Raw genomic sequence first — 25,070 nt, 5'->3', positions numbered from 1 at the left:
CATTTTCGCGAAAAATCGGTTATCGTTGATCGCAACAAGAAATGCAAAACACGGTTTCGCACAGCGAACCGATGTAGCATCCGACATAAAATCAAGGAGACAGCTCATGCACACCGGCGCAACTGGCCCGGTCGCTCGTGCCATGCACGGCGACATTCTCGTCGTCACCATCGACAATCCTCCCGTCAATGCACTTGGCGTCGACGTCCGACGCGGCCTGACTGCAACGATCGACGCGGCCGGGGCCGACACTGCGGTCAAGGCCGTGCTGATCGTCGGCAGCGGCAAGACCTTCATCGGCGGCGCCGATATCCGCGAGTTCGGCAAGCCACCGATGACGCCGTTCCTGCCTGACGTCTGCAACGGCATTGAAGCCTGCAGCAAACCGGTGATTGCCGTCATCCACGGCGCTGCGCTTGGTGGTGGACTCGAGATCGCGCTGGCGGCGCACTACCGCCTGGCGCTGCCGGCAGCAAAACTGGGTTTGCCCGAAGTGGCGCTTGGCCTGCTGCCGGGCGCTGGCGGCACCCAGCGCACGCCGCGCCTGATCGGCGCCGCCGCAGCGCTCGACATGATGCTGAGCGGTCGCCACGTTGGCGCGGCCGAAGCGGCAAAACTGGGCCTGGTCGACCGGGTGGTGGATGGCGCCGACCCGCTCGCAGCAGGCCTGGCGTATGCGCAGGAGCTGGTGCAGGGCGGGGCGCCGGTCCGCCGCACCCGTGACGCCACGCAGCTCGCCGACACGGCAGCCCAGCGCGCCGCGATCGATAGCGCACGCGCCGAGACGGCCAAAAAATCGCGCGGCCTGTTCTCGCCCCTGAAAATCGTGGACGCGGTGCAGGGCGCGCTTGAGCTTCCATTCGATGAAGGCCAGGCGCTCGAGCGCAAGCTGTTCCTTGAATGCCTCGACAGCCCGCAGCGCGCCGGCCTCGTGCATGCCTTCTTCGCCGAGCGCGAAACGGCCCGGGCGCCGGAGACGCGCAGCGCCAAGCCGCGACCGATCGAGCGCATCGGCGTCGTTGGCGGCGGCACGATGGGCGCCGGCATCGCCGTTGCCGTCCTCGATGCCGGCTTGCCGGTCACGATGATCGAGCGCGACGACGAGGCGCTGGCGCGTGGCCGCAAGCATGTCGAGAAGGTATATGACGGCCTGATCGCCAAGGGCCGCATCACGCCGGAGGCCAAAAACGCCACCATGGCGCGCTTTAATGGCAGCACGTCGTACGACGCGCTGGCCCAGGCCGATCTGGTGATCGAAGCCGTGTTCGAGGACATGGCCGTGAAACACGCCGTGTTTGCCGAACTCGATCGGGTCTGCAAACCCGGTGCGGTGCTGGCCACCAATACGTCCTACCTCGACATCGACGAAATTGCAGCCGCTATCTCGCGCCCGCAGGATGTCGTGGGCCTGCATTTCTTCTCGCCGGCGAACATCATGAAGCTGCTCGAAATCGTCGTGCCGGCCAAGGTGGCCGACGACGTGGTCGCCACCGCCTTCGACCTGGCAAAGAAGCTGCGCAAGGTGCCGGTGCGCGCCGGCGTGTGCGACGGTTTCATCGGCAACCGCATCCTCGCCGTGTATGGCCAGGCTGCCCACGCGATGATGGAAGACGGCGCCTCGCCCTACCAGATCGACAAGGCGCTGCGCGACTTCGGCTATCCGATGGGCCCGTTCCAGGTGTCCGACCTGGCCGGTGGCGACATTGGCTGGGCCACCCGCAAGCGGCGCGCCCCCACGCGTGACCCGCGCGCACGTTACGTGCAGATTGCCGACCGCCTGTGCGAACGGGGCTGGTTTGGCCAGAAAACCGGGCGTGGCTACTACCTGTATCCGGACGGCGCCCGCGTCGGCACACCCGATCCGGAAGTCGAGGCCATCATCGATGCCGAACGGGCCCGCGCGGGCGCGTTGTCAGGTAAAGCGCCGCGCAGCTTCAGCGACGCCGAGATCGTGCGCCGCTACCTGGCCGCGATGATCAACGAGGGCGCCAATGTCGTGCACCAGAAGATCGCCCTGCGGCCTCTCGATGTGGACGTGACGTTCGTGCACGGCTACGGTTTCCCGCGCTACCGCGGTGGCCCGATGCAGTATGCCGACACGGTCGGCCTGCCGACGATCCTGGCCGACATCCGCGAGTTTGCCAAGGAAGCCCCGCTGTTCTGGCAGCCGTCGCCGCTGCTGGTCGAGCTGGTTGACAAGGGCGCCAATTTCGCCAGCCTGAATCAATCCGCGTAGACCCTATCGTCATCAATTTGTCAGGAGACTCGCCATGCGCGAAGCTGTCATCGTTTCAACTGCCCGCACCCCGCTGACCAAGGCGCACCGCGGCGAATTCAACATCACCCCCGGCGCCCAGCTGGCTGCCTTCGCCGTACGCGCCGCCGTCGAGCGCGCCGGCATCGATCCGGCCATGATCGAGGACGCCATTCTCGGTTGCGGCTACCCGGAAGGCACCACCGGGCGCAATATCGCGCGCCAGAGCGTGATCCGCGCCGGCCTGCCGATCACCATTGCCGGCACGACCGTCAACCGCTTCTGCGCGTCAGGCCTGCAGGCGATCGCCATCGGCGCCGGCCGTATCATCGTCGACGGCGCGCCGGCCATCATCGCCGGCGGCGTGGAAAGCATCTCGCACATCCGCAGCCGCGACAGCGGCGATTCCGGCATTGACCCGTGGATCCTGGAGCACAAGCCGGACCTGTATCTGCCGATGATCGACACCGCCGACATCGTCGCTGCGCGCTACAACATCAGCCGCGAAGCGCAGGACCGCTTCTCGTTCGAGTCCCAGCGCAAGACCGAGGCGGCGCAGCTGGCCGGCCGCTACAGCGAAGAAATCGTCGCCTGCACGACGACCATGGCTGTCACCGACAAGGAGACGAAGGAAGTCAGCCAGTGCGAAGTCACGATCGCCGAAGACACCTGCAACCGGCGCGGCACGACCTATGAAGGCCTGGCCAAGCTGGCGCCGGTCATGGGCGAGGGCAAATTCGTCACTGCCGGCAATGCGTCGCAGCTGTCCGATGGCGCGTCGGCCTGCGTGATGATGGAAGCAAAAGAAGCCGAGCGCCTCGGCTTGGCCCCGCTGGGCGCCTTCCGTGGCATGGCGGTGGCCGGCTGCGAGCCGGATGAAATGGGCATCGGCCCCGTGTTCGCGGTGCCCAAGCTCTTGAAGCGCTTCGGCCTGACAGTGGACGACATCGACCTGTGGGAACTGAATGAAGCGTTTGCCTCGCAGGCGATCTACTGCCAGCAGCAACTCGGCATCCCCGACGAGCGCCTGAACGTCGACGGTGGGGCGATTTCGATCGGCCATCCGTTCGGCATGACGGGCGCGCGCCTGGCCGGCCACATTCTGATTGAAGGCCGGCGCCGCGGCGCGAAGTACGCCGTGGTCACGATGTGCATCGCCGGCGGCATGGGCGCTGCGGGCCTGTTCGAGATTTTCTAAAGGATCATCATGGATTTACATTTCACCCCTGAGCAAGAGCGCTTTCGCGACGAGGTACGGGCATTCCTGGCCGAGAAGCTGCCGCAGGACCTCTCAAGCAAGGTCGCCAATGGCAAGCACCTGTCGAAAGCCGACATGGAGCGCTGGCACGCGATCCTGAATGAGCGCGGCTGGCTGGCGAATCACTGGCCGGAAGCATACGGCGGCCCGGGCTGGGACGCCATTGAAAAATTCATCTTCGAGACCGAGTGCGCGCTGGCCAATACGCCGCGCATCGTGCCGTTCGGCGTGAACATGCTGGGCCCGGTCCTGATCAAGTACGGCAACCAGGCGCAGAAGGACTACTGGCTGCCGCGCATCCTGGATGGCTCGGACTGGTGGTGCCAGGGGTATTCGGAACCGGGCGCGGGCTCGGACCTGGCGGCGGTCAAGTGCAGCGCCGTGCGCGGTGTGGACGCCGAGGGCGAGCATTACATCGTCAATGGCCAGAAGACCTGGACCACGCTCGGCCAGCATGCCAACATGATTTTCTGCCTGGTGCGCACCGATGCGGGCGCCAAGAAGCAGGAGGGCATCAGCTTCCTGCTGATCGACATGGGGTCACCGGGTGTCGACGTGCGCCCCATCACGCTGCTCGATGGCGAGCGCGAAGTGAACGAAGTGTTCTTCACCGACGTACGGGTGCCGGTGCAGAATCTGGTCGGCGAAGAACATCGCGGCTGGACCTGCGCCAAATACCTGCTGACGTACGAGCGCACGAATATCGCCGGTGTCGGCTTCTCGATGGCGGCACTGGCGCGCTTGAAGCGCATCGCGCAGGAGCAGACGCGCGGCGGCAAGCCGCTCGCGGACGATCCGGGCTTTGCGCGCCGCCTGGCGCTTGTCGAGATCGACCTGGAAAACATGAAGACCACCAATCTGCGCGTGATCGCGGCGGTGGCTGGCGGCGGCGTGCCCGGCGCGGAGAGCTCGATGCTCAAGATCCGCGGCACCGAGATCCGTCAGGAGATCAATGCGCTGACACGGCGCGCGATGGGCGTGTATGCGCGTCCGTTCACGCAGGACATGCTCGATGCGGCCAATGATGGCCCTAGCTTCGGGCACGACTTCGCGGCCGCCGCCTCGGCGCAATACTTCAACAACCGCAAGCTGTCGATCTTCGGCGGCTCCAACGAGATCCAGAAAAACATCATCTCCAAGATGATCCTCGGACTGTAAGGGCAAGCGACATGAACTTCGAACATACAGAAGAACGGCGCATGCTGGCCGATAGCCTGAACCGCTTCATCGCCCAGCAATATCACATCGAGGCGCGGCACAAGATCGCCGCCTCGCCAGAAGGTTTTTCCAGCGCCATGTGGCAGCAGTTCGCCGAACTGGGCGTGGTGGGCATGCTGCTGCGCGAAGAAGACGGCGGCTTTGGCGGGGCTGGTTTTGACATCGCGGTCGTGTTCGAGGCGCTGGGCCGTGGCCTGGTGCTCGAGCCGCTGCTGGGCAGTGCGGTACTGGCGGCCGAAGCCATTGCGGCAGCCGGCAGCGACGCGCAGAAAGAAGTGTTGGCCAGCATCGCCGATGCATCAGTCATCGCCGCGTTTGCCCACGATGAACCGGGCGCGCATTACGAACTGGCGCGCGTTGCGACGAGCGCGCGCCGCGACGACGATGGCTGGGTGATCGACGGCGCCAAGGCCGTGGTGGCCAACGCTGAACAGGCGCAGTGGATCGTCATGTCGGCGCGCACCTCTGGCGCGGTCGATGACGAAGCGGGTATCTCGCTGTTCCTGGTTCCTGCCGATGCGGCCGGCGTGTCGATGGTGGGTACACCGACGATGGACGGCGGCCGTGTGGCCGAGCTGACCTTCAGCGGCGTGCGGGTCGGTGCCGACGCACTGCTCGGCGAGCCGGGGCAGGGATTTGCGGCGCTCGAGCGCGCTGTCGGACGCGGCGTGCTGGCCCTGTGCGCGGAAGCGCTGGGCGCGATGGAAGCGGCCAAGGAAGCGACCCTCGACTACCTGCGCACGCGCAAGCAGTTCGGCGTCGTAATCGGCAGCTTCCAGGCGCTGCAGCATCGCATGGCCGACCTGCTGCTCGAGATCGAACAGGCTCGCTCGGCGGTGATCAATGCCGCGTCTGCCCTGAATGCCGACCGCATCACGCGTGAGCGCAGCCTGTCAGCCGCCAAGGCCAGCATCGGCCGGATCGGCACGCTGGTGGCGGAAGAATGTATCCAGCTGCACGGCGGTATCGGCATGACGTGGGAGCTGCCGCTGGCGCACTATGCCAAGCGCCTGGTGATGATCGATCATCAGCTGGGTGACGAAGACCATCATCTGGCGCGCTATATCGCTCTCGGGCGCGAGACCAGTGAGGCCACCCCGGCATGAACGTTCCCGGCCTCATGATGCGCACTGACGGCGCGGTGCGCATTCTCGTCAACAGCAATCCGGCGGCGAAGAATGCGATCACCCCGGCACTGTACGACGCGCTGCCGGCCGCGCTCGACCAGGCGGCGCAGGACCCGGCCATCGGCGCCATTGTGCTGGTCGGCGATGGCGACTTTTTCTGCGCCGGTGGCGACTTGCGCCAGCTGGCCACGCGCCGGGCACTGGCGCCGGACGAGCGACGCAAAAAGGTCGAACGCTTGCACGACCTGGTGCGCGCACTGCGCGCCTGCCCGAAGCCGGTGATTGCCGCCGTCGAGGGCGGGGCGGCCGGCGCCGGCCTGTCCCTGGCGCTGGCGTGCGATATGGTGGTGGCGGCCGACGATGCCTTCTTTTCGATGGCGTATGTCAGGGTCGGCCTGAGTCCGGATGGCGGCGCGACGGCGTTTCTGGCGCGCTGCATGTCGCGCCAGTTACTGACCGAGCTCTGCCTGCTGGGCGAGCGCCTGCCGGCCGCGCGCCTCTATGCGCTGGGCGCGGTCAACCGCCTGGCCGCGCCGGGACAGGCGCTGGCCGAGGCGCTGGCGCTGGCTGCCCGCGTGGCCGCCGGGCCAGTCAATGCCAATGGGCGCATCAAGGTGCTGTGCGAGAATGCCGGGGCCGCAAGCCTGGCCGACCAGCTCGACCTGGAAGCCGCGCTGATGGTGCAGTCGCAGGGCGACGACGAAGCGCAGGAAGGCATTGCCGCCTTCTTTGACAAACGCGCGCCCGCTTTCGCGGCGCTGCGGAGCGCTGCAGCCACGGGTCGGCCACAAGAATGACGTTTGCCGGCTCCCTGTAGAGCAGCCGGGTATCTGGAGTGTTATGACTGACAAATCTGCTTTGCCTCTTTCCGGCGTGCGCGTGCTGGACTTCTCCCGTGTGCTGGCCGGGCCGTGGTGCGCGATGGTGCTGGGCGACCTGGGCGCCGAAGTGATCAAGGTGGAGCATCCCGAGCGCGGCGACGATACGCGCGACTGGGGCATGCGCATCGGCGCCACCGAAACCGCGTACTTCAATAGCGTCAACCGCAACAAGCGTTCGGTGTGCCTCGACCTGAAAACACCTGAAGGCCAGACCATCGCGCGGGACCTGATCCGCAAGAGCGACATCGTGATCCAGAACTTCAAGTTCGGCGATATCGAGCGGCTGGGCCTGGGCTACGACGCCCTGAAGGACGAGCAGCCGGGCCTGATCTACTGCTCGATCACCGGTTACGACCGCACCGGTCCGGAAGCCGCGCGGCCCGGCTACGACCTGGTGATCCAGGGCGAATCGGGCCTGATGGCGCTCAATGGCGAGCCGACCCAGCCGCCGTTGAAATTCGGCGTGGCCGCGGTCGACATGATGACGGGGATGTATGCGGCGCAGGGCGTGCTGGCGGCGCTGTACGAGCGCGAAAAGACGGGCAAGGGCCGCCACATCGGCATGGCATTGTTCGACTGCGGCCTGATGATCACCGCCTACTACGGCCTGGAAGCGCTGCTGCGCGGGAACGATCCGCCGCGTTACGGCAATGCGCATCCATCGATCATGCCGTATGGCGTGTATGAGGCAAAGGATGGTCCACTGGTCGTTGCGGTGGGCAATAACAGCCAGTTCATACGCTTTTGCAATGACGTGATCGAGCGTCCCGACATTGCGCTGGATGAGCGTTTCAAGACCAACCTGGCGCGCACGCAGCACCGCGACGAACTGATGCCCGAGATCAAACGCGAACTGGCGCAGCGCACGCGCAGCGATCTGCTTGCGTGCATGAGCCGGGTCGGTATCCCTTGTGGCGAGGTCGCCGGGCTGCATGAGGCATTGACGTCGACCCGTGCGCTGCAGGGCGGCCTGGTCAAGGACATGCCGCATCCCGTTGTGGGCAGTGTCCCGGTGCTGGCCTCGCCCTATCGCTTCGATGGCGAACGCCTGCCGGTACGCAGTAGCCCGCCGTGCCTGGGCGAGGGGACGGACGACGTGCTGCACGAGTTGCTTGGCTTGTCAGCAGTCACGCTGGCCGGCTTGCGCGAGCGCGGTGTCGTTTAATAGCGTCAACACGACTGTTGTTGCCTGCCGGTTTTGCTTGGCGAAATGAACTGGATTAGAATGGAATTTGACCACCATTTTTATCCAGGGCTTTCCCATGCCAGCGAGCGACACCCTTCCTGATGATATCCAGACACTTGCAGCAGACACGCCGCGCGGCGTCGAAGAACGCTACTTCATCACGGCGCTGGCGCGTGGGCTCGAAGTCCTGGCCTGCTTTCGCTCAGCCGACAAGGGATTGAGCAACCAGCAGATCGCCGAGCGCTGCGGCCTGCCCAAGTCCACTGTCACGCGCATCACCTACACGCTGACCACGCTGGGCTACCTGGCGCAGGAGCCGGGCGGCCGTTATACGCTCGGCAGCGCCACGCTGGGCCTGGGCAGCGCCATGCTCGCCCGGCTCGATATCCGCCAGCTGGCGCGCCCGATGATGCAGGAGCTGGCCGAATTCTCCGGCACCACCGTGTCGATCGCGATGCGTGACCGGCTGTCGATGATTTATGTGGAGGTGTGCCGCAGCAGCGCGGCGCTGGCGCTGGCGCTGCAGGTCGGCTCGCGCATGCCGCTGGCAACGTCCGCGATCGGCCGCGCCTACCTGGCCCGGGCCGCCGAAAATGAACGCAGGGATATCCTCAGCCGGTCGCTGGAGCTGGACGAAACCGCGTTCGAAGCCATGCGCACGGGTCTGGCCAAGGGCTTGAGCGACTACGAGACGTATGGCTGCACGACCTCGTTCGGCGACTGGCAGAAGGACGTTAACGGGATCGCGGTCGGCTTCATGCCGATCGGTGGCAGCCAGATCATGTCGATCAATTGCGGCGGCCCCTCGTCGAGCGTATCGACCGCCTTCCTGCTCGATGAAGTGCGCCCGCGCCTGATCGAGGTGGCCCGCCGCCTCGAGTCGTAATCAGGCGGCGCTCAATACCCGGCCGTCAGCTGGTCAGGATTCAACGCGTTCATCACCGCAAACACGCCGCTGGCGCGCAGGATGCGGCGCGCGCCGACCTGCAGGAAGCAGTTGGCAAAGGCCATCCGCTTGCCCAGCTTCTGCACCTCGACATGCGCTTCGACCCAGTCGCCGGGCCGGGCCGCGTCGATGAAATCGGTGCTCAGGTTGACGGTCACGAATGACTGGCGTCCTTCGCAATACAACGTCAAGCCCAGACCAAGCGCGGAATCGGCCAGACTGGCCAGCATCCCGCCATGCGCGATGCCGCGCATATTGGTGTGCTTGTCCTCGATGCGCATCGCGAACACGATCTCGCCCTCGCGTTCGGCCTCACCCCGGCGGCAATACAGCTCGCCCAGATTGGCCATGTAAGGCCCGCCGCGGTTGAGGCGTTCGAAGCCGGGCGGGGCGGAGGGTGGTACGGAATGCGCGTCGTCGTGGGTCGTCATCAGAACATGTGCATGATGCCCATCGTGAACCGGTTGGCCGAGTCGCTGCCGACCGCCACGAAGTTCTGGGCCAGGTTGATCTGGTCAGTCTGGACGATACTGTCGGTCGCCGCGTGGCCCACCGAGACGTAGCCCGTCGTGCGCTTGCTCATCAGGTAGCGGCCGATGAGGATGAATTGCTGTGCATCGTCCTTCAGGTCGCCCGAGCGCTTGACCTGGTAGGCCGCAGCCGTGACCAGGAAGGCCGGCGCTACCGGCACATCGGCGCCGACGCCGAGCACCGCGATCTTGCGGCCAGTGCTGCGCAGTTCGTTCCAAGAATAGGTCGACTTGAGCGTCACTGCCGGGAACGCGTACTTGATGCCATACGCGTGCGACGTGAGCAGATCGGTGTCGGTGATGTTCTTCATGCGCGCATAGGCGCCGGCCACGGCCAGCTTGCCGGTGTTGTACAGCAGCGCGCCACCCTGGTACGAGCTTTTCTGCGCATTGCCCGCCTGCTCGCCGAATGCGCGCATCAAGGCGAAACTCAAGCCTTTGAAGACCGGCGACGTGTACTTGACCGAGTTGTTCTGGCGCAGGGCCGTGCCGCCATTGTTGGCGCCGTAGGGGGCATACACGGCGGCGTTGTTCATCGCCGAGAACAGCACGTTCGGGCTGCTGGAGGCAAAGCCCAGGCCCAGCGGATCGGCCATGCCGACCGACATGATGCCGACGATGTTCTGGCGGCCAATGTCGATCGCGCCGTAGTTGGTGACGATGCCGACCGTGGCTTCGCGGTCGAACAGGCTGGTGCTGGATGGTGTGCCAAACGGGACGCCGGCGCCGCCCGTGTCATTGAGCAGCGTGCCTTCCAGCCCGAAGCGTGCCTTCATGCCGCCGCCCAGGTCTTCCTGTCCCTTGATGCCCCAGCGCGACACCTGCATCTGGCCGGTATCGACCTTGGTCTGGTCGCCTTGCGGGCCGTCGTTGGTCAGACGGGTCAGGCCGGCATCGATGATGCCGTACAGGGTAATGGCCGATTGCGCGGACGCGCTTGGTGCAGCTGACACGCAGGCGCATAGCGCCGCCATTGCGATGATGTGTTTCTTCACTCGGTCTGTCTCCATTATTGTGATGGTGCCGGGTCGTCGCCGGCCACCACAATGGCCGACATCCGAACCATGAAGCGGGTTTCTCTTTGCGGAACCAGATCTTCAATAATGAAACTGTAGGTTTTTCAGTTTGACAGTGTCAACAGGTATTCGAGTTCGGGCCAAGAGTTCGCTCACTCTGGCGAGAAACGTGTCGAAACCGGTACACAAGGTTTTGAGGGGCGAACCAACCAGTTTGCCTGGCGAAATGCGATGCGTTTGTTGCGCTGAGGGTGCCCAATGTGAACAAGCCGCGACACCGGTTGCCCGGGTCGCGGCTTGCGCATTACAGAACTGCTGGTCGAACTAATTCGTGCGAATTATTTCGAAGCGTCCTGCATTTTTTCGCCAGCGCGCTCGACGCTACGGCCAGCAGCGGCGGTTGCGTTGCTGGTGGCTTCTTTAGCGGCAGCAGCAGCTTCGCGGCTTTCCTGACGCACTTCTGCGCCAGCAGCGTCGATACGTGCACCGGCACGGTCGGTCGCGGCGTCGATACGCTGACCAGCAGCGTCCATATTGGCTTCAGCCTTGTCAGCAGCAACTTCCATCTTGTCGCCAGCGCGTTCAGCAGCAGCATCGACCGAAGCGGCGGCTTCTTTCGATTCTTCGGCAACCTTGGCGCCTGCGTTGTCGACGGCAGCGCCAGCTTCTTGTGCAGGGCCCATATTGTCGTTCTTGTTGCAACCGGCCAGCATCGCGACGCTCAGCATCAGGGCGGAAATGGTAATCGTGGTTTTCATGGGGTGCTCCTTAAAATTAAATGTTGTCATTCAGCTTACACCAGCTGCCAATTTTTTGACTCACGCCCCGACCGCAATCGTGCGCGACAGAAGCATTAAAACATTTCCAAAACACATCGGCTGTGCGGTAGATAACTTAACAACAATCGAGTGTTGTGTCCGCCGCCGAGGCCTGTTTCGGACGCGTATCCTCGAACAAGCCAGTGCCATCCCAGTGGGTCATCGCCGAGACGGCCCGCGCAGCGATTGCGCGGCTTGCATACGCCGGCCCAAGCGACGCCAAAAAGCGCGGGAAGGCGCGGCAATAGGTTGACTGGATGCCGGCCAGGCGCGCCAGCAATGCGTATTCGATCACGGTATCAGGCGGCATCGCGTCGATCACCTGCGCGACGCGCTCATGCCAGTCGTCCGACCACGCTGGCAGCAATGGCCCCAGGTCGCGTACCGTATCGCCGGTACGGATGACGCCATCTTGCACGACCCGCGCCAGTACGCCGCGCCGGGCGCCGATGCGGGCGGCGACATGTGCGCCATGCAGGTCGAGCCGGCCGCACGCTTCGCACGCGAACATCAGGCGCACTTGGACTTCGTCGCCGATCTGCAGCACGGTGCCGGAGGGCAGGGCGTCGATCGGCGTATCGAGCAGCAGGTTTTCGCGTAGCGCGTGGGGAGTTAGATCGAAGTCGGCATAGGTCGCGCTGCTCGCCAGCAGCAACTGGCGCGGTGATGCCGGGTCGCGGTGGCGGTCGCCGTCGATCCCCGCATCGGCCACGAGCGTGAGCCGCTCCACCGCCTGCGGCGCGGCGCTGCCGGGCGGGCGGAGCGACAGGCTGGCCAGCTTCACCGGGCTACGCTTACTTCGACGATTGCAGCGCGGCTGCCGCAGCGCGGTACTTGGCGGCGTTGGGCACGGCCGTCCACGCCGGCTTGGCCGGATCGTTGGCGATGTCCTGCAACGCCACGGCGATCATGCGGTTCACGCTGGCCAGGTTGTCGTAGTCGACCTTGTCCCAGGTATCGTCTTTGCCGTGGTAATCAGGGAAGCCGAATGCCACGCACAGCGTGTGGGCCGGCACGCCGGCATCGGCCAGCGCCTGGTTGTCGCTGCGCGCAAAATAACGGTCGCTGTTGGTTGGATGCTTCCAGAAGCGGATGCCGGTCTGTTCGCCCGCGCGTTGCAGCGTCGTGCCGACGGTCGAATAGTCAAAGCCGGTCATCGTGGCGGAGCGCAGTTGCGGGCCTTCGCTGTCGTCGGTGCGGCCAAGCTGCTCGAGGTTCAGGTTCATCACGGTGTCCTTCAGCGGAAACACGGGGTGCTTTGCATAGTAGCGTGAGCCAAGCAGGCCCAGTTCTTCGCCGAACAGCGCGACGAACACGATGCTGCGGCGCGGGCGTTCCTTTTGCGCCGCCATGCTGGCGGCGATCTCGATCACCGACACGGTGCCGCTGCCATCGTCGTTGGCGCCGTTGAAGATCTCGCCGTCGCGGATGCCCAGGTGGTCGTAGTGCGCGCTGAGCATCACATAGGTGCTTTTCAGAGCCGGGTCCGAACCGCGCAGCACGCCGATCACGTTGCGCAGTTTGGTCGGCGCGATCTCGGGCGCGACGATCTTCGCAGCGACGGTGGCGCCGCCCTGTTCGAGCGCGGTCGCGGCATCGGCTGCATGCACCAGCACGACCGGCGCGCCACCTTTCGCCACTGCCACGCTCGGGTCGATCAGCCAGCCGCCCTGCGTGCGCGCCTGGCGCCGCTCGCGGTCGATCAGCACGATCAGCGCCGGCTTGCTTTTCAGTTTGGCTTGCAGCGCGGCGCCTGCGCCAGGGATCGCGGCGGCCGGCACGACCAGCACCTTGCCGTTGGCTTTATCCGGATCGTCCAGCGCCGCCTGCCAGGTCATGAAGACGGCAGGCGTGCGCGCCAGCGTGACCGAATCGACGAAGTTGGCCGATGCGCCCGTGCCGTCGAGGGTCATGGTCTTGCCGCCGGCCGTCACCGTCAATGCGATGTCCTGCGGGCTGCGCTTGGCGTATTGCCAGTTCGCGGTCTGGAAGTAGCCATCGTCGCCCGCCGCCTCGAGCCCCGCGCGGCGGAACTGCGCCGCGATGTATTCCGCCGCCAGGTCAACGCCGCGCGACGGCGTGCCGCGCCCTTCGAGCAGGTCGGACGACAGGAACGACAGGTGGCCACGCAGCGAGTCGGCCGAGATGCTGGAGGTCAGCGCATCGCGCCCTGACGTCTGCGGCCCCTGGGCCGAGGTGGCGCACCCGGTCAGGGCGAGGGCGATGGAAATGGACAGCGCGGAGGCAAGGTGACGCATGCGAGGACTTCCGTGGATTGATGAGGATGGCAATATGACATGGTGGGGCGAAGCGGGTCAACCGGGATATGCACGCCGAATCAACTGGCGCGCGCCCGCAATGCGGGCGCGATGGCGCATTGATCCCGGCGCGGCAAGCAGGTAGCATGGCGACGGTGCACGCAGCACCGAGCACAATGCACCGCCTGTCATCGTGACCTACCGGAGAATGTGCTTTGGCTTTCGACTTCTTTCAGAAAATATCGCGCGCGCCGACCAATCCGCATGCCAAGCCCACCACGCGCGAGTTCGACGTGGCCGACCTGTACCGCGGCCCGGTCGATGCGGGCGAGGCCGTGCCAGGCGCGGCGCCCGGTCTGGACGAAAAGCTGCGCCAAGCGTACTTCTGGATCGTCAACAAGGCGATCATCAGCCCGCACTACGACATCGAATACAACGACGGGCCGGCGCAGACGTTCACGGTCGGCGACAGCAAGCGCGTATTGACGCTGCCGTCGGGGCAAAGCTATTCCAGTTACGTGCTGCTGCCGCTGCTGACGTTTGCCACGCGCCGCAAGTGCCTGTTTGTAGGCGGGCCCGGGCGCGGCAAGACGGCCAGCGCGATCCTGATGGGCGTGCTGGCCGGTGTCCCGGTGCGTGACGTGCGGCGCGCGATGCAGCATGGCCACCCGCAGATGACGATTGCCGACCTGCTCGGCAACCCGCTGCCAGCCGATATGGTCAACGCGCAAAGCATGGAGGCGATCCGTATTTCGTGGCGCGCCTGGCTGTCGATGCGGGTCAAGATCATCGACGAATACAACCGCATTCCGACCCGCACCCAGAGCGCGCTGCTGACCGTCATGGGTGACAACTACGCCGAGGTGCTCGACCAGGTGTTCGAGTGCCCGGAGTCGAGCTGGTTCCTGACTGCCAACGATGATCAGGGCGGCGGCACCTACCAGGTGATCGAGGCGCTGCGCGACCGCATCGACGTGATCGTCCAGGCCCTCGCGTTCAATCCCCGCTTCCTGGACGATCTTCTGGTGCGCATCGAAGAAGACGTGCGCCCCGAAGAACTGATGCCACCCGAACTGATCTTCTCCGAGCTTGACGTCGACACGATGGGCCGGGAAGTGCGCGCGATCGCGGTGCCCGAGGACGTGCGGCGGCGCCTCGAATTCTTCGCCAGCCAGTTCGAGCTGCTCGATGCGGCCGGTGGCCAGTTCGAGTACATGACCAAGGACACGGCGCGCCTGTCGGGCGTCGACTGGCGCGACATCACGGCAGCCGACACGGGGCGCGACCGCTTGAAGGATCTGGGCTGCCAGACCCGCAACGGCGTCTCGGTGCGCAATCTCATGACGCTGCTGGTGTATGCCAAGGCGCTGGCGTATTTCCGGGGTAATCCGGCGGTCGAGCTGGAAGACCTGCGCCAGGTCTTGCCGTTCGTCCTGCGCGACAAGCTGCATCCCGACCTGGATGCGCCGTTCTTTGCGGTGCCAGAACACGCGCCGTATCGCACCGATCGTGTCAGCTGGCTGCGGCATCTGTTCGACCTCTCCAACGCCGAGTTCCTGCGCCTGAATCTGGAACACGACGATCCGGTCGGCGAGATGGCGGCGCTGTTCGCCCAGGGCCTCGATGGCGTCTCCGAGCGCGAGACCCGTGCGCGCCTGGTCAGGATCGAAAAGCTGATCGCCAGTCTGACCAAGGGCAAGAAGCTGTACGGTCACCTGTACGACGACCTGCTCAAGCTGAAGTACCTGCACCAGCGCTACACCAATTATCTGGCGTGGCTGCGCGCGCAGTAGGATGTTCAAGCCCACCTGATGCTCAAGCCTGCCTACGCCGGCGTCCTCGCAGCAGGGCGCGACCAGTACAACGCACGCATGCGCGAGGCGCAGCGGCGCTATCCGATGCTGTCGCACGACGTGTTTCGCGCGTTTCTCGACAACGCTGGCGCGATCGTCGACGCGGTGGCGCCCGAACGCGTGCAGCCGGTCGTCGACAGCATCTACGATCTCGGGCTGGCATTGGCCGGCCGCACACTGATCGGGCCAGCGGCGCGCTCGCCAGTGCTGCAGCACGCGTGGCGCACGCTGTTTCCCCGCTTTGCCACGCTGATCGCGCGCGAGCCGGTGCAGGTCCTCGGAATGCTGAGCAACGCCGTGGTGCACCTGGAGACAGTTCCGGGAACGCGGCTGACGCAGTGGATGGATGACATGGGCGGCCTTGCGACGCAGGTTGGCTCGGTCGATGCCTTGCGAGCCGTGGGACAGATCGCGGCCTGGCGCGCCGGCGCCGCACATTTTCGCGCCGGTGCGCTCGCCGCGGCGGCAGGGCTGCCCGCACCGCTGGCGCTGGCCGCTTTGCACGCGCCCGATGGCATGCAGATTGATGCACTGTTACGGCAACTGCCCGGCGACCCGTGGTGGCAGGGAGCCGATCCGCACGCGTCCCGGACCCGCACCTTCGGCGCGTTCACCGGCTTTGGCGGCCCGTTTGATGCGCCGCCCATGGTGAAGCCGGATGGCGACGGCTTCCTGGTGCATGCGGGCGGGCGAGTATTCTTCTTGCTGGCCGATGCCTACGGCGCGTCGCTGCAAGCGGCAACGCTGGCCGAGTTCGAGCGCGCCGACCCTGGCCGGGTGCCGACCATGCTCGCCCATGCGCAGGCGTGTGCGAACGCCACGACCATCGCGATCACGTCGCCGTTTACCCATGCGATCCGACTGGAGGCGCGCTCATGAGCCGGCCACGCACCCCGCCGGTCGACGACGCGCTGATCGCGCGCTGGCGCGCCGCCTGGCCCGAGGCACTGGCGGTCTGGAGCCGCTACACACGCCTGCGCGATCCGCGACTGTGCAGCACGACGGTCAGCGCCGCCGGGGAAGGGTTGAGCGGCAGCTTCGCGATGATCCGCCTGCTCGACCAGAGCGTCGTGATCGACCTGCAGGCGGTGCGCCAGTACGCGCTGGAAGACTTCGGCGTCGAAATCCTGGCCCACGAAATCGGGCACCACGTGCTGGCCCCGGCCACGGCGCTCGACCATTTTCGCCTGATCGCCCGGATGCGGCGGGCCTTGCCGACGCTCGAACAGCATGCGGCGATGGTCGCCAACCTGTACACGGACCTGTGCATCAACGACCGCTTGCAGCGCCAGGCGGGCCTGCGCATGGTGGCAATCTACCGCGCACTGGCGCAGGCGCCGGCAGGACCGGCCAGCCGCATGTGGACGCTGTACATGCGCATCTACGAACACCTGTGGCAACTGGCGCCCGGTCAGCTGGCCGGCAGCGGCTTTGCTGACGCTGACGCACTCGATACCGACGCCTGGCTCGGTGCGCGCGTGATTCGCGTGTACGGCGCCGACTGGATGCGTGGCGCCGGGCGCTTCGCCACGCTGGTGCTGCCCTATCTGCTGAACGACGAGGCAGCACACGAAAAGCTGCAGGCCTGGCATGACACCGGCGCCGCCGCCGAGGGCTGCCTGCCGGACGGGCTGCATGCATTCGATCCCGACGAAGACGACGACATCGTGCACCCGCTCGACGATCCCGCGGTCAGTGGTGACGACGTGGGTACGTCCGAGCCGCAACCGGCTACCACGCGCTCGACCGGCCAAGCGCGCGAGCCTTTCGAGTACGGCGAGATCCTGCGCGCGGGCGGCGTGGTACTGAGCCCGCATGCCATTGCGATGCGCTACTACCGCGAACGCGCACTGCCGCATCTGGTCGACTTCCCGCGCCGCCCCAGCCCGCGCGCACCTGAACCCGAGATGGAAGGGCTCGAACCCTGGGAACTGGGGGACTCGATCGAGCGCGTCGACTGGCTGCACAGCCTGGCGCTGTCGCCGACCCCGATCCCCGGCTTTACCATCATGCAGCGCCGCATGACCGAAGAGCCGGCGTTCGAGAAGCGGCCGGTTCCGGTCGACCTGGACCTGTATGTCCACAGTTCCGGCTCGATGCCGAATCCGCAGGGGAGCACGTCGTTTCCGGCGCTGGCCGGCGCCATCGTTGCCCTGTCGGCGCTGCGCGCCGGCGCGTCGGTGCAGGTCACGCTATGGAGCGGCAAGCGCGATGTGATGGGCACGACCGGTTTCGTGCGCGACACCGACCAGATCCTGCATGTGCTGACCGGCTTCTTCGGCGGGAGTACCTGTTTTCCGATCCACCGCCTGCGCGACACTTACCCGGCGCAGGGCCAGCGCCAGCGCATGACCCACATCCTGATGATCTCGGACAGCGGCATCACGACGATGTTCGACCGGGACGAGCGGGGCAACAGCGGCTGGGACGTGGCGGCCGCCGCCTTGCGCGCGGCCGGCGGTGGCGGCACGATGGCGCTCGATATGCCGGCCTGTTGGGAGGATTGGGCGGGGGCCCCGGGCAACAATCCATGGGGCCAGTTGCAGCGCGCCCGCGACCGCGAAGGCTGGGCCATCCACGCCGTCACCGACATGGGCCAGCTGGTCGATTTCGCCCGCGCGTTCAGCGCCCGTCATTACGGCGCGCAGCGATGAACACCGACTATGCCGACCTGGCCGCGCTGACCCGCCGGCTGGCAGACATCCCCGCGGAGTTTCTCGGTGAACCATCGGTGGCCGGGCACGGCGAGATGGCCGTCGCGGCCATCGTCGGCGATGTGCTGCGCATGCATGGGCTGCATGCATCGGGTGAACTGCTGGCCGGCTTTCAGGGCCGCAGCGCGCACGCCGACCGCAACCGGCTGGCGCTGGCAGCAGTCGCCTGCTGGCTGCTGGCCGACGAGGCTTTGATCGGCGTGGACCTGCCGCACCCAGCGCTCGAAGACGTCGTGGGCGCACTGGTGGCGGAGATGGCGGCGATCACACCGGCGCACGCATTCGTGCATGATGCCGAGCGGCGCGAAGAACTGGTGCGCGCACTGCTTGCCCGGCTTGGCTTGCGGCCGCTGGGCGAGACACCGGCCCAGGCGCAGGACCGGCTGTCGGCCATCAGCGCGATCCAGCGGCGTGCCTTGCTGGCGGCAAGCCGACAGGCCGAAAAACGGGCGCGTGAGGTTCGCGAGGCCCTGGCGCGCAAGGTGGCAGAAGAGTCGGCCGACAAGTGGACGCGTGAATGATGACTGACCTTGCCGATCGCGAGCGCTTCCCGACCTTGACCACCGAAGGCCAGCGCATGCTGGACTTCCTGCGTCGGCATCCGAGCGCACCCGTGTTTCGCAACGCCAGCGGCAACCGCCTGCAGGCGCACGAAGTCGAGGCCCAGCAGGCATTCGAGCGCGAGATCGTCAATGCGCCGCTGCACGCGACGCCGGGCAAACCGCCGCCGTGGGTGGACCCGCTGATCGCCAGGATGCATGCGACCGTGCCGCATTACCGGCAGCGTGGCTCACCCCCGCGGGCATTCGACCAGGTGGCGCCGGTGTCGCGCGCCGATTTGTCGGCTGACATCGCGCAATTCGTGCCCGACGACGTCCCGCTCGAACGCATGATCCAGTTTCGCACGACCGGCACGACCGGCCATCCGCTGCTGATTCCATCGCACCCGGTGGTCGCCGCGCGCTACGCTGCGTTTCACAAGCGCGCGCTGCGCCGGCTCGGCATCGAAGCGCAGTATGGCGCTGGCCAGGTGGGGGTGGTGCTGCTCGGCTTTCAGGAACGCTGTTTCACCTATGTCTCGGTCACGCCCACGATGGGCGAGTCGGGCCTGGCGAAGCTGAACCTGCACCCGAACGACTGGCGCGATCCGCTGGACCGCGCGCGCTACCTGGACGCGCTGGCGCCCGAGATCGTGGCCGGCGATCCGATCTCGTTCACCGAGTATCTGACATTGCCATTGACGCATGCCCCGCGCGCGCTGATCTCGGTCTCGATGCAGCTGATGCCGGCCTTGCGCATGCAGCTCGAACAGCGCTTTGGCTGTCCGGTACTGGACATCTATTCGCTGGGCGAAGTCGGGCCGGTGGGCGTATTCGATGCCGCGCTCGATGGCCACCTGCTGCTGCAGCCGCAGCTCTACGTCGAAATTCTGGACCGCGACGGCCGACCTGTCAATCCCGGCACCTCGGGCGAAATCACGGTGACGGGTGGCTTCAACGACTGCCTGCCCCTGCTGCGCTACCGCACAGGCGACTACGCGTCACTGCGTTCGAGCGCGCACGGGCCGGTGCTGATCGGTCTGTGCGGCCGGCAGCCCGTGCGCTACCGCGCGCTGGCCGGCTGGATCAACAACATCGACGTTACCCATGCGCTCGAGCCGTTTCCGTTGTCGCACTTTCATCTGCACCAGGGCGCGGACGGCAATGTGTCGCTGCAAGTGGCGCCCAATGCGATGCACTACGCAGTGCCGGCACGGGCTTCCCTCGAACGCCTGTTCGGTGCGGGGACGGTGGCGGTCGAGGTGCTGCACGCGGCGGATAAGACGCTGCAGTACACCTCCAGCCTGGAAGGATCGCACACATGACGATTCCCGCGACCCGCTTCCGGCAAGGCCTGGTGGTCGGCAAATTCTGTCCGCTGCATCGGGGCCACATGTTCCTGATCCAGACCGCGCTGGCCCGATGCGACGCGCTGCTGGTCATCAGTTATACCAATCCCGGGTTCGACCGCTGCGGGCCGGCCGCGCGCCAGGCCTGGCTGGACGAGCTGTTCCCGCAGGTGCGCAGCCTGGTGCTCGACGACGCGATCCTGGCGCGGTTGTGTCGTAAACGCGGCCTGCCGCAGCGCCGGTTGCCGCACAACGATGCCGATCCCGCTATTCAGCGCGAATTCACCGCATGGGTCAGCTGGGCATTGTGCGATACCAGGGCTGATGCCGTTTTCACCAGCGAAGCGTATGGCGACGGTTTCGCGGCCCACCTGGGCGCCTGGTATGGCGCGCAGCTGGGCGCGCCGGCGCCCGTGCAGCATGTCTGCGTTGACCGGCAGCGGCTGGCGGTGCCGGTGTCGGGAACGGCCGTGCGCGCGCAGCCGCATCTGGCGTATGCCTATCTGCATCCTGCGGTGCGCGCCCATTTCATCGAACGCGTGTGCCTGCTGGGCGGGGAGTCGAGCGGCAAGACGACGCTTGCTGCCAGCCTGGCCGCGCGCCTCGGCACGTGCTGGGCGCCGGAGGTCGGGCGTGAACGCTGGGATGCGCAGGGCGGCAAGCTCGGTTACGAGGATATGCTCAGCATCGGCCAGGGCCAGGTGGCGCGCGAAGACTTGCTGGCGCGCGAGGCGAAGCGCTGGCTGATCTGCGATGGCAGTGCGCTGACGTCACTGTTCTACAGTCTCGATGGATTCGGGCGCGCCGATGCCGCGCTCGAGGCGCTGGCGCGCCGCCCGTATGCTGTGACGTTCATGTGCGCGCCGGACATCCCGTTCATCCAGGACGGCACCCGGCGCGACGCGGCGTTTCGCGCGCACCAGCACCGCTGGTATCTTGCAGCGCTTGAGCGGCTGGGCATGCCGTATTTGCTGCTCGAAGGGCCCCTGGAGCAGCGTCTCGCGAAAGCGCACGCAGTGCTGACGTCTGGGGCCCTGGACGATCAGGCCTGCGCGGCGTACGGCGGGTAATCGATATAGCCCCTGGCATCACCCCCGTAGTAGGTGCTGCGGTCCGGCTCGGCCAATGGCCAGCCGTTGCGCAGGCGCGCGACCAGGTCGGGATTCGAGATGAACGGCTGGCCGAACGCCGCCAGGTCGATCATGCCATCGTCGATCATCTTGTCGGCGCGCTCGCGCGTCATGCCGCCAGCCAGGATCAGTGCAGTTTCGGGCAGCGTGGGGCGGAAGGCGCGCAGCAAGTCCTGGATCTTGTCGGACACGGTCGGCCCGGACGCCTTGTCGCCCATGCCGTAGCCGGATTGGTCCATGATGTGGACATAGGCGATGCGGCGTTCCCCGAGCGCGGCGACCAGCGCGGTGTAGGTCGCGTCGATGTCGTCGTACAGCGGCATGTCGAACAGGCGGCCGTAGGGCGACAGGCGGATGCCCACGCGCTCGCGGCCGATGCGGGCGACGACGGCATCGACGACTGCCAGGGCAAAGCGCAGGCGGTTGTCCATCGTGGCCGCGCCGTATTCGTCATCGCGGTCATTGACCAGCGGGTTGAGGAACTGCTCCAGCAGATAGCCATTGGCGCCGTGGATCTCGACGCCGTCGAAACCGGCCTCGATGGCATTGGCAGCGGCGTTGGCAAAATCCTGCACCACGCGCGCCACCTCGTCGGTCGCAAGCTGGCGCGGTTTCGTGGTGGCCACCATGCCCGGCGTGCCGTCATCCTTGACACCATAGGCCATGGCGCCTTGCGCGGTTTTCGAGCTGGCGCTGACGGGATCGATGCCATCGGTCTGGATGCTCGGGTGCGACACGCGGCCCACGTGCCAGAGCTGCGCGAACATCTTCGCGCCAATGGCATGCACGGATTGGGTCGTCAAGCGCCAGCCGGCGATCTGCGCCGGCGTGTAGATGCCGGGATTGAACAGGTAACCCTGGCCTTCGCGGGAAATGGGCGTGCCTTCGCTGACGATCAGGCCAGCGGTGGCGCGCTGGGTGTAATACAGCGCGACGGTTTCAGTGGCGACGTCGTCCGGCGCACGGGCCCGGGTCAGGGGCGCCATCACGACGCGGTTGACGAGAGGGAGAGAAGCGAGCTTGAATGGCGAGAATAACTGGTGCATGGCGTCCTTGTAGCGTTGTGAATGGATGCGGCCAGCATAAATGAATTCGGAGAATTGAATGACCGGCACGCTAGCGAATCGGATCATCGCGCTCTGCGAGGCCGGGTTCACTCCCGCCTTTTGCCAATTCGTCGCACCGTCCCTTGCCGCTGGCACGCCGGCTCGGCACAATGGGTTGTCCCTGTCCTTATTACCGTGATTTTCTGAAGCGAGTCCACATGGCCAGCATCTCCCCGCCGATTCACCAGCAACGACGTGCGCGCCTGCGGCGCGTACTGACCGATTTTCCGCTGTCGATCGGCATCAGCGCGCTGCTGGCATGTTTCATCAGCCTGGTCACGGGACGCTTTCTCGAAAACATGCTGGTCTCGGTCCTGATTGGCATCGTGGCCTTCACGATCGTGTACAGCGGGCGGCTGCTGTTCATCAAGCGGCCGGTCTGGCGTCTGCGCGAATGGGCCATGTTCGCTGCGCTGGCGGTGCTGGCGGCGCCGGTTGCCCACTTCACCGGCCTGTACACGGCCGGGCTGTTGCTCGGCATTCGTACGCCCACGCTGGCGGAATACCCGTCCGCCGACCGCATCAGCATGATCGTCTTCACCTTCCTGGGCACGACACTGATGGTCGTGCTGATCCGGAACCGCGAACGCATGCGGCGGGCCCAGGAAGAGCAGGCCGAGGCGCACCTGCGCGCGCAGATCATCGAGCGCCAGGCGTTACAGGCGCAGCTGCGCCTGCTGCAGGCCCAGATCGAACCGCACATGCTGTTCAATACGCTGGCCAATCTGCAGGGCCTGATCGCGCTCGACCCGGCGCGGGCCAGCGACATGCTCGACCAACTGATCCAGTATCTGCGCGCCACGCTGAGCGTATCGCGCAGCGAGACCACGACGCTCGAGCAGGAATTTACCGCCATGGGGGCGTACCTGGGCCTGATGGGCGTGCGTATGGGCGAACGGCTGCGCTACCGGCTCGACCTGCCGCCGGCGCTGCGCACCGCGCGCCTGCCCACGATGCTGTTGCAACCGCTGGTCGAGAATGCGATCGTGCACGGCGTGGAGCCGAAGATCGATGGCGGCGAGATCACCATCAGCGCGGCGATCGAGGGCGACAGCCTGGTGCTTGACGTCCACGATACGGGGCTGGGTCTGGGCCAGGTGCCTGCGCGGCGTGGTGGTGGCGTCGGCGTGGCCACGTCGCGTGAACGGCTCGAGGCCCTGTATGGTGAGCGCGCATCGATGACCTTGAATCCGGCGCCGCCGCAAGGTACGCTGGCCCGATTGACCCTTCCTCTGGAGTTCGACGAATGACCCGTGCGCTGATTGCCGAAGATGAACCGATCCTGGCCGCCACGCTGGCCAAAACACTGCAAGGCCTGTGGCCCGGCCTCGACATCGTCGCGACTGCGCCCAACGGCGTGGTCGCCGTGGAGCAGGCCCTGGCGCTGCGACCGGACGTGCTGTTCCTGGACATCCGCATGCCGGGTCAGAGCGGGCTGGAAGTGGCCGAAGAACTGGCCGAGCGCTGGGACGGACCGTCGCCGTTTCCGCACATCGTGTTCGTCACCGCGTTTGATGACTACGCGGTGCAGGCCTTCGAGCACGCGGCGTTCGACTATGTGCTCAAGCCGGTCAGCAGCGCGCGGCTGGGCAAGACCGTCGAGCGCCTGCGTGGCGCGTTGGAGGCGCGCACGACGCTGGCGCCGGATGCACTGGGCCAGCTGCTCGGGCAGTTGCAGGCGCTGGCACCGCGCGCCGCACCAAGCGAGCGCTTGGGCGTGATCCGGGCGGCGGTCGGCAACGCGGTGCGCATGATTCCGGTGTCAGACGTCGTGTACTTCCAGGCGATCGACAAGTATGTCAATGTGGTCACCGCCGACGCCGAAGCGCTGATCCGGGTACCCCTGAAGGAACTGCTGCCGCAGCTCGACAGCGCGCAGTTTCGTCAGGTAAGCCGCAGCACGGTGGTCAATATGGGATGCGTTACCAGCGCGGTGCGCGATGATCTGGGCAAGGTGATGCTGACGTTGCGTGGCCGGCCCGAAAAGCCGCGTGTCAGTCCCGTATATGCGCATTTGTTCAGGCAGATGTAGTGCATGCACCGAAGCACAGCCGGCAGATTGGGTAAAATGCCCGCTTTCGTCAGATTAGCAAACACCATGGAACTCCGCGCCGCCGCGCTGCACGCACTGCTCGATGACGACCCCGCCGCCAAAGCCAGGGCGGTCGCCGCGCTGTCTGCTGCGTGCAAGGCCGGTCAGGTCGTCATCGATACTCAGACCGTCATGATGGCGCCGCCCGGCATTCCTGGCCGTCCGGCGCGCCCAGAACTGGTGCCGCCGCTGCAGGTTGGGCGCCGCTCGATGGGCACGCCGGAAGGGCGCGCGATGCTGGTCCACGCGCTGGCGCACATCGAGTTCAATGCCGTCAATCTGGCGCTCGACGCCCTGTGGCGTTTCGATGGCATGCCCGAGCAATATTATCGCGACTGGTTGCTGGTGGCCGATGAAGAGGCGCTGCACTTCACGATGCTGAGCGATCATCTGAGCACGCTCGGGTATGCGTACGGCGACTTCCCGGGCCACGACAGCCTGTGGGAGATGGTCGCCAAGACCAGTGACGACGTGCTGGCGCGCATGGCGCTGGTGCCGCGCACGCTCGAAGCGCGGGGTCTGGACGCGATCCCGCCGCTGCGCAAGAAGATCGCGCAGGCGGGCGACCTCGCTGCGGCGCTGATCCTCGACCGCCTGCTGGTCGATGAAGTGGGGCACGTCGAAATCGGCAACCGCTGGTATCTCGAACTGTGCCTGGCACGCGGGCTTGAGCCGATCGCCACCTACGATGAACTCACGGTGCGCTATAAGGCGCCCGTGCTCAAAGGCCCTTTCAACATCGAAGGGCGCCGTGCGGCCGGTTTCTCCGAGGCCGAGCTGGAACGCTATCGCTGA

The 25,070-nt window shown here is 66.1% G+C and carries 22 protein-coding genes; 16 read left to right on the top strand and 6 right to left on the bottom strand.

Annotation, left to right across the window (positions count from 1 at the left end; all coding sequences use genetic code 11):
- Nucleotides 1-106: 106 nt before the first annotated feature.
- From HD842_RS07325 to HD842_RS07295, 7 genes are all read left to right on the top strand, one after another.
- The gene (locus HD842_RS07325) at nt 107-2,236 is read left to right on the top strand and encodes a 3-hydroxyacyl-CoA dehydrogenase NAD-binding domain-containing protein (RefSeq protein ID WP_183552705.1); all 2,130 of its coding nucleotides are present in this window, start codon (nt 107-109) and stop codon (nt 2,234-2,236) included.
- 34 nt (nt 2,237-2,270) lie between these two features.
- Nucleotides 2,271-3,452 carry an acetyl-CoA C-acyltransferase gene (locus HD842_RS07320; RefSeq protein ID WP_183552703.1) on the top strand — a complete coding sequence of 394 codons (1,182 nt, stop codon included), beginning with the start codon at nt 2,271-2,273 and terminating at the stop codon, nt 3,450-3,452.
- A 9-nt stretch (nt 3,453-3,461) separates the two neighbouring features.
- A complete protein-coding gene (locus HD842_RS07315; protein WP_183552701.1) occupies nt 3,462-4,670 on the top strand; it encodes an acyl-CoA dehydrogenase family protein in 1,209 nt (402 codons plus the stop codon).
- 11 nt (nt 4,671-4,681) lie between these two features.
- On the top strand, nt 4,682-5,836 hold the full coding sequence (locus tag HD842_RS07310; protein ID WP_183552699.1) for an acyl-CoA dehydrogenase family protein: 1,155 nt from the start codon (nt 4,682-4,684) through the stop codon (nt 5,834-5,836).
- Between the two features lie 14 nt (nt 5,837-5,850).
- Nucleotides 5,851-6,654 (top strand): oxepin-CoA hydrolase, alternative type, encoded by an 804-nt coding sequence (locus HD842_RS07305; protein WP_229424627.1) that lies wholly within the window; start codon nt 5,851-5,853, stop codon nt 6,652-6,654.
- Nucleotides 6,655-6,697: 43 nt separating this feature from the next.
- Nucleotides 6,698-7,903 (top strand): CaiB/BaiF CoA transferase family protein, encoded by a 1,206-nt coding sequence (locus HD842_RS07300; RefSeq protein ID WP_183552695.1) that lies wholly within the window; start codon nt 6,698-6,700, stop codon nt 7,901-7,903.
- Between the two features lie 97 nt (nt 7,904-8,000).
- Nucleotides 8,001-8,810, top strand: a complete 810-nt coding sequence (locus tag HD842_RS07295; RefSeq protein ID WP_183552693.1) for an IclR family transcriptional regulator — start codon at nt 8,001-8,003, stop codon at nt 8,808-8,810.
- 11 nt (nt 8,811-8,821) lie between these two features.
- Here HD842_RS07295 and HD842_RS07290 read toward each other — a convergent pair whose 3' ends face one another.
- The 5 genes from HD842_RS07290 to HD842_RS07270 all read right to left on the bottom strand — a co-directional run bounded on the left by HD842_RS07290 (nt 8,822) and on the right by HD842_RS07270 (nt 13,492).
- Nucleotides 8,822-9,301: a PaaI family thioesterase gene (locus tag HD842_RS07290; RefSeq protein WP_183552691.1), complete on the bottom strand. Its 480-nt coding sequence runs from the start codon at nt 9,299-9,301 to the stop codon at nt 8,822-8,824.
- Nucleotides 9,301-10,395 carry a porin gene (locus HD842_RS07285; protein ID WP_183552689.1) on the bottom strand — a complete coding sequence of 365 codons (1,095 nt, stop codon included), beginning with the start codon at nt 10,393-10,395 and terminating at the stop codon, nt 9,301-9,303. The genes HD842_RS07290 and HD842_RS07285 overlap by 1 nt, the downstream gene beginning before the upstream one ends.
- A 359-nt stretch (nt 10,396-10,754) precedes the next feature.
- Nucleotides 10,755-11,174 (bottom strand): hypothetical protein, encoded by a 420-nt coding sequence (locus HD842_RS07280; RefSeq protein ID WP_183552687.1) that lies wholly within the window; start codon nt 11,172-11,174, stop codon nt 10,755-10,757.
- A 136-nt stretch (nt 11,175-11,310) separates the two neighbouring features.
- A complete protein-coding gene (locus tag HD842_RS07275) occupies nt 11,311-12,018 on the bottom strand; it encodes an MOSC domain-containing protein (protein WP_370660797.1) in 708 nt (235 codons plus the stop codon).
- A 10-nt stretch (nt 12,019-12,028) separates the two neighbouring features.
- Nucleotides 12,029-13,492 (bottom strand): M28 family peptidase, encoded by a 1,464-nt coding sequence (locus HD842_RS07270; protein WP_183552685.1) that lies wholly within the window; start codon nt 13,490-13,492, stop codon nt 12,029-12,031.
- A 215-nt stretch (nt 13,493-13,707) separates the two neighbouring features.
- Between HD842_RS07270 and HD842_RS07265 the strand changes: the two genes are divergently transcribed.
- The 6 genes from HD842_RS07265 to HD842_RS07240 are packed head-to-tail and all read left to right on the top strand — an operon-like array spanning nt 13,708 to nt 21,017.
- On the top strand, nt 13,708-15,285 hold the full coding sequence (locus HD842_RS07265; RefSeq protein WP_183552683.1) for an AAA family ATPase: 1,578 nt from the start codon (nt 13,708-13,710) through the stop codon (nt 15,283-15,285).
- Nucleotides 15,286-15,303: 18 nt separating this feature from the next.
- Nucleotides 15,304-16,224 (top strand): hypothetical protein, encoded by a 921-nt coding sequence (locus HD842_RS07260; RefSeq protein ID WP_183552681.1) that lies wholly within the window; start codon nt 15,304-15,306, stop codon nt 16,222-16,224.
- Nucleotides 16,221-17,999: a VWA domain-containing protein gene (locus tag HD842_RS07255; RefSeq protein WP_183552679.1), complete on the top strand. Its 1,779-nt coding sequence runs from the start codon at nt 16,221-16,223 to the stop codon at nt 17,997-17,999. Before HD842_RS07260 ends, HD842_RS07255 begins: the two co-directional genes overlap by 4 nt.
- The gene (locus HD842_RS07250; protein WP_183552677.1) at nt 17,996-18,580 is read left to right on the top strand and encodes a hypothetical protein; all 585 of its coding nucleotides are present in this window, start codon (nt 17,996-17,998) and stop codon (nt 18,578-18,580) included. Before HD842_RS07255 ends, HD842_RS07250 begins: the two co-directional genes overlap by 4 nt.
- Nucleotides 18,577-19,923 carry an AMP-binding protein gene (locus HD842_RS07245; RefSeq protein WP_229424626.1) on the top strand — a complete coding sequence of 449 codons (1,347 nt, stop codon included), beginning with the start codon at nt 18,577-18,579 and terminating at the stop codon, nt 19,921-19,923. The genes HD842_RS07250 and HD842_RS07245 overlap by 4 nt, the downstream gene beginning before the upstream one ends.
- On the top strand, nt 19,920-21,017 hold the full coding sequence (locus tag HD842_RS07240; RefSeq protein ID WP_183552675.1) for an AAA family ATPase: 1,098 nt from the start codon (nt 19,920-19,922) through the stop codon (nt 21,015-21,017). The genes HD842_RS07245 and HD842_RS07240 overlap by 4 nt, the downstream gene beginning before the upstream one ends.
- Here the strand turns inward: HD842_RS07240 and HD842_RS07235 are convergent.
- Nucleotides 20,990-22,123, bottom strand: coding sequence for an alkene reductase (locus HD842_RS07235; RefSeq protein WP_183552673.1), 1,134 nt, complete (start codon nt 22,121-22,123; stop codon nt 20,990-20,992). The genes HD842_RS07240 and HD842_RS07235 overlap by 28 nt on opposite strands.
- 218 nt (nt 22,124-22,341) lie before the next feature.
- On the opposite strand from HD842_RS07235, the gene HD842_RS07230 reads away from it, so the two are divergent.
- The 3 genes from HD842_RS07230 to HD842_RS07220 all read left to right on the top strand — a co-directional run bounded on the left by HD842_RS07230 (nt 22,342) and on the right by HD842_RS07220 (nt 25,070).
- Entirely contained in the window at nt 22,342-23,433 is a 1,092-nt protein-coding gene (locus tag HD842_RS07230; RefSeq protein WP_183552671.1) for a sensor histidine kinase, read from the top strand.
- Nucleotides 23,430-24,215 carry a LytR/AlgR family response regulator transcription factor gene (locus HD842_RS07225; RefSeq protein WP_183552669.1) on the top strand — a complete coding sequence of 262 codons (786 nt, stop codon included), beginning with the start codon at nt 23,430-23,432 and terminating at the stop codon, nt 24,213-24,215. Before HD842_RS07230 ends, HD842_RS07225 begins: the two co-directional genes overlap by 4 nt.
- A gap of 66 nt (nt 24,216-24,281) precedes the next feature.
- Nucleotides 24,282-25,070: a ferritin-like domain-containing protein gene (locus tag HD842_RS07220; protein ID WP_183552667.1), complete on the top strand. Its 789-nt coding sequence runs from the start codon at nt 24,282-24,284 to the stop codon at nt 25,068-25,070.

Origin of the sequence: Massilia aurea (assembly GCF_014200505.1) — a bacterium.
In the GTDB taxonomy this organism is placed as follows: domain Bacteria; phylum Pseudomonadota; class Gammaproteobacteria; order Burkholderiales; family Burkholderiaceae_D; genus Telluria; species Telluria aurea_B.
This window is presented reverse-complemented; position numbering and strand designations above follow the sequence as displayed.

Excerpts from the sequence above, each read along its gene's own strand:
- HD842_RS07320 (WP_183552703.1), top strand. The coding sequence starts at position 2,271 with ATGCGCGAAGCTGTCATCGTTTCAACTGCCCGCACCCCGCTGACCAAG.
- HD842_RS07220 (WP_183552667.1), top strand. The coding sequence starts at position 24,282 with ATGGAACTCCGCGCCGCCGCGCTGCACGCACTGCTCGATGACGACCCC.
- HD842_RS07230 (WP_183552671.1), top strand. The coding sequence starts at position 22,342 with ATGGCCAGCATCTCCCCGCCGATTCACCAGCAACGACGTGCGCGCCTG.
- HD842_RS07260 (WP_183552681.1), top strand. The coding sequence starts at position 15,304 with ATGCTCAAGCCTGCCTACGCCGGCGTCCTCGCAGCAGGGCGCGACCAG.
- HD842_RS07225 (WP_183552669.1), top strand. The coding sequence starts at position 23,430 with ATGACCCGTGCGCTGATTGCCGAAGATGAACCGATCCTGGCCGCCACG.
- HD842_RS07235 (WP_183552673.1), bottom strand. The coding sequence starts at position 22,123 with ATGCACCAGTTATTCTCGCCATTCAAGCTCGCTTCTCTCCCTCTCGTC.
- HD842_RS07305 (WP_229424627.1), top strand. The coding sequence starts at position 5,851 with ATGATGCGCACTGACGGCGCGGTGCGCATTCTCGTCAACAGCAATCCG.
- HD842_RS07290 (WP_183552691.1), bottom strand. The coding sequence starts at position 9,301 with ATGACGACCCACGACGACGCGCATTCCGTACCACCCTCCGCCCCGCCC.
- HD842_RS07270 (WP_183552685.1), bottom strand. The coding sequence starts at position 13,492 with ATGCGTCACCTTGCCTCCGCGCTGTCCATTTCCATCGCCCTCGCCCTG.
- HD842_RS07300 (WP_183552695.1), top strand. The coding sequence starts at position 6,698 with ATGACTGACAAATCTGCTTTGCCTCTTTCCGGCGTGCGCGTGCTGGAC.
- HD842_RS07310 (WP_183552699.1), top strand. The coding sequence starts at position 4,682 with ATGAACTTCGAACATACAGAAGAACGGCGCATGCTGGCCGATAGCCTG.
- HD842_RS07325 (WP_183552705.1), top strand. The coding sequence starts at position 107 with ATGCACACCGGCGCAACTGGCCCGGTCGCTCGTGCCATGCACGGCGAC.
- HD842_RS07280 (WP_183552687.1), bottom strand. The coding sequence starts at position 11,174 with ATGAAAACCACGATTACCATTTCCGCCCTGATGCTGAGCGTCGCGATG.
- HD842_RS07255 (WP_183552679.1), top strand. The coding sequence starts at position 16,221 with ATGAGCCGGCCACGCACCCCGCCGGTCGACGACGCGCTGATCGCGCGC.
- HD842_RS07245 (WP_229424626.1), top strand. The coding sequence starts at position 18,577 with ATGATGACTGACCTTGCCGATCGCGAGCGCTTCCCGACCTTGACCACC.
- HD842_RS07240 (WP_183552675.1), top strand. The coding sequence starts at position 19,920 with ATGACGATTCCCGCGACCCGCTTCCGGCAAGGCCTGGTGGTCGGCAAA.
- HD842_RS07295 (WP_183552693.1), top strand. The coding sequence starts at position 8,001 with ATGCCAGCGAGCGACACCCTTCCTGATGATATCCAGACACTTGCAGCA.
- HD842_RS07315 (WP_183552701.1), top strand. The coding sequence starts at position 3,462 with ATGGATTTACATTTCACCCCTGAGCAAGAGCGCTTTCGCGACGAGGTA.
- HD842_RS07250 (WP_183552677.1), top strand. The coding sequence starts at position 17,996 with ATGAACACCGACTATGCCGACCTGGCCGCGCTGACCCGCCGGCTGGCA.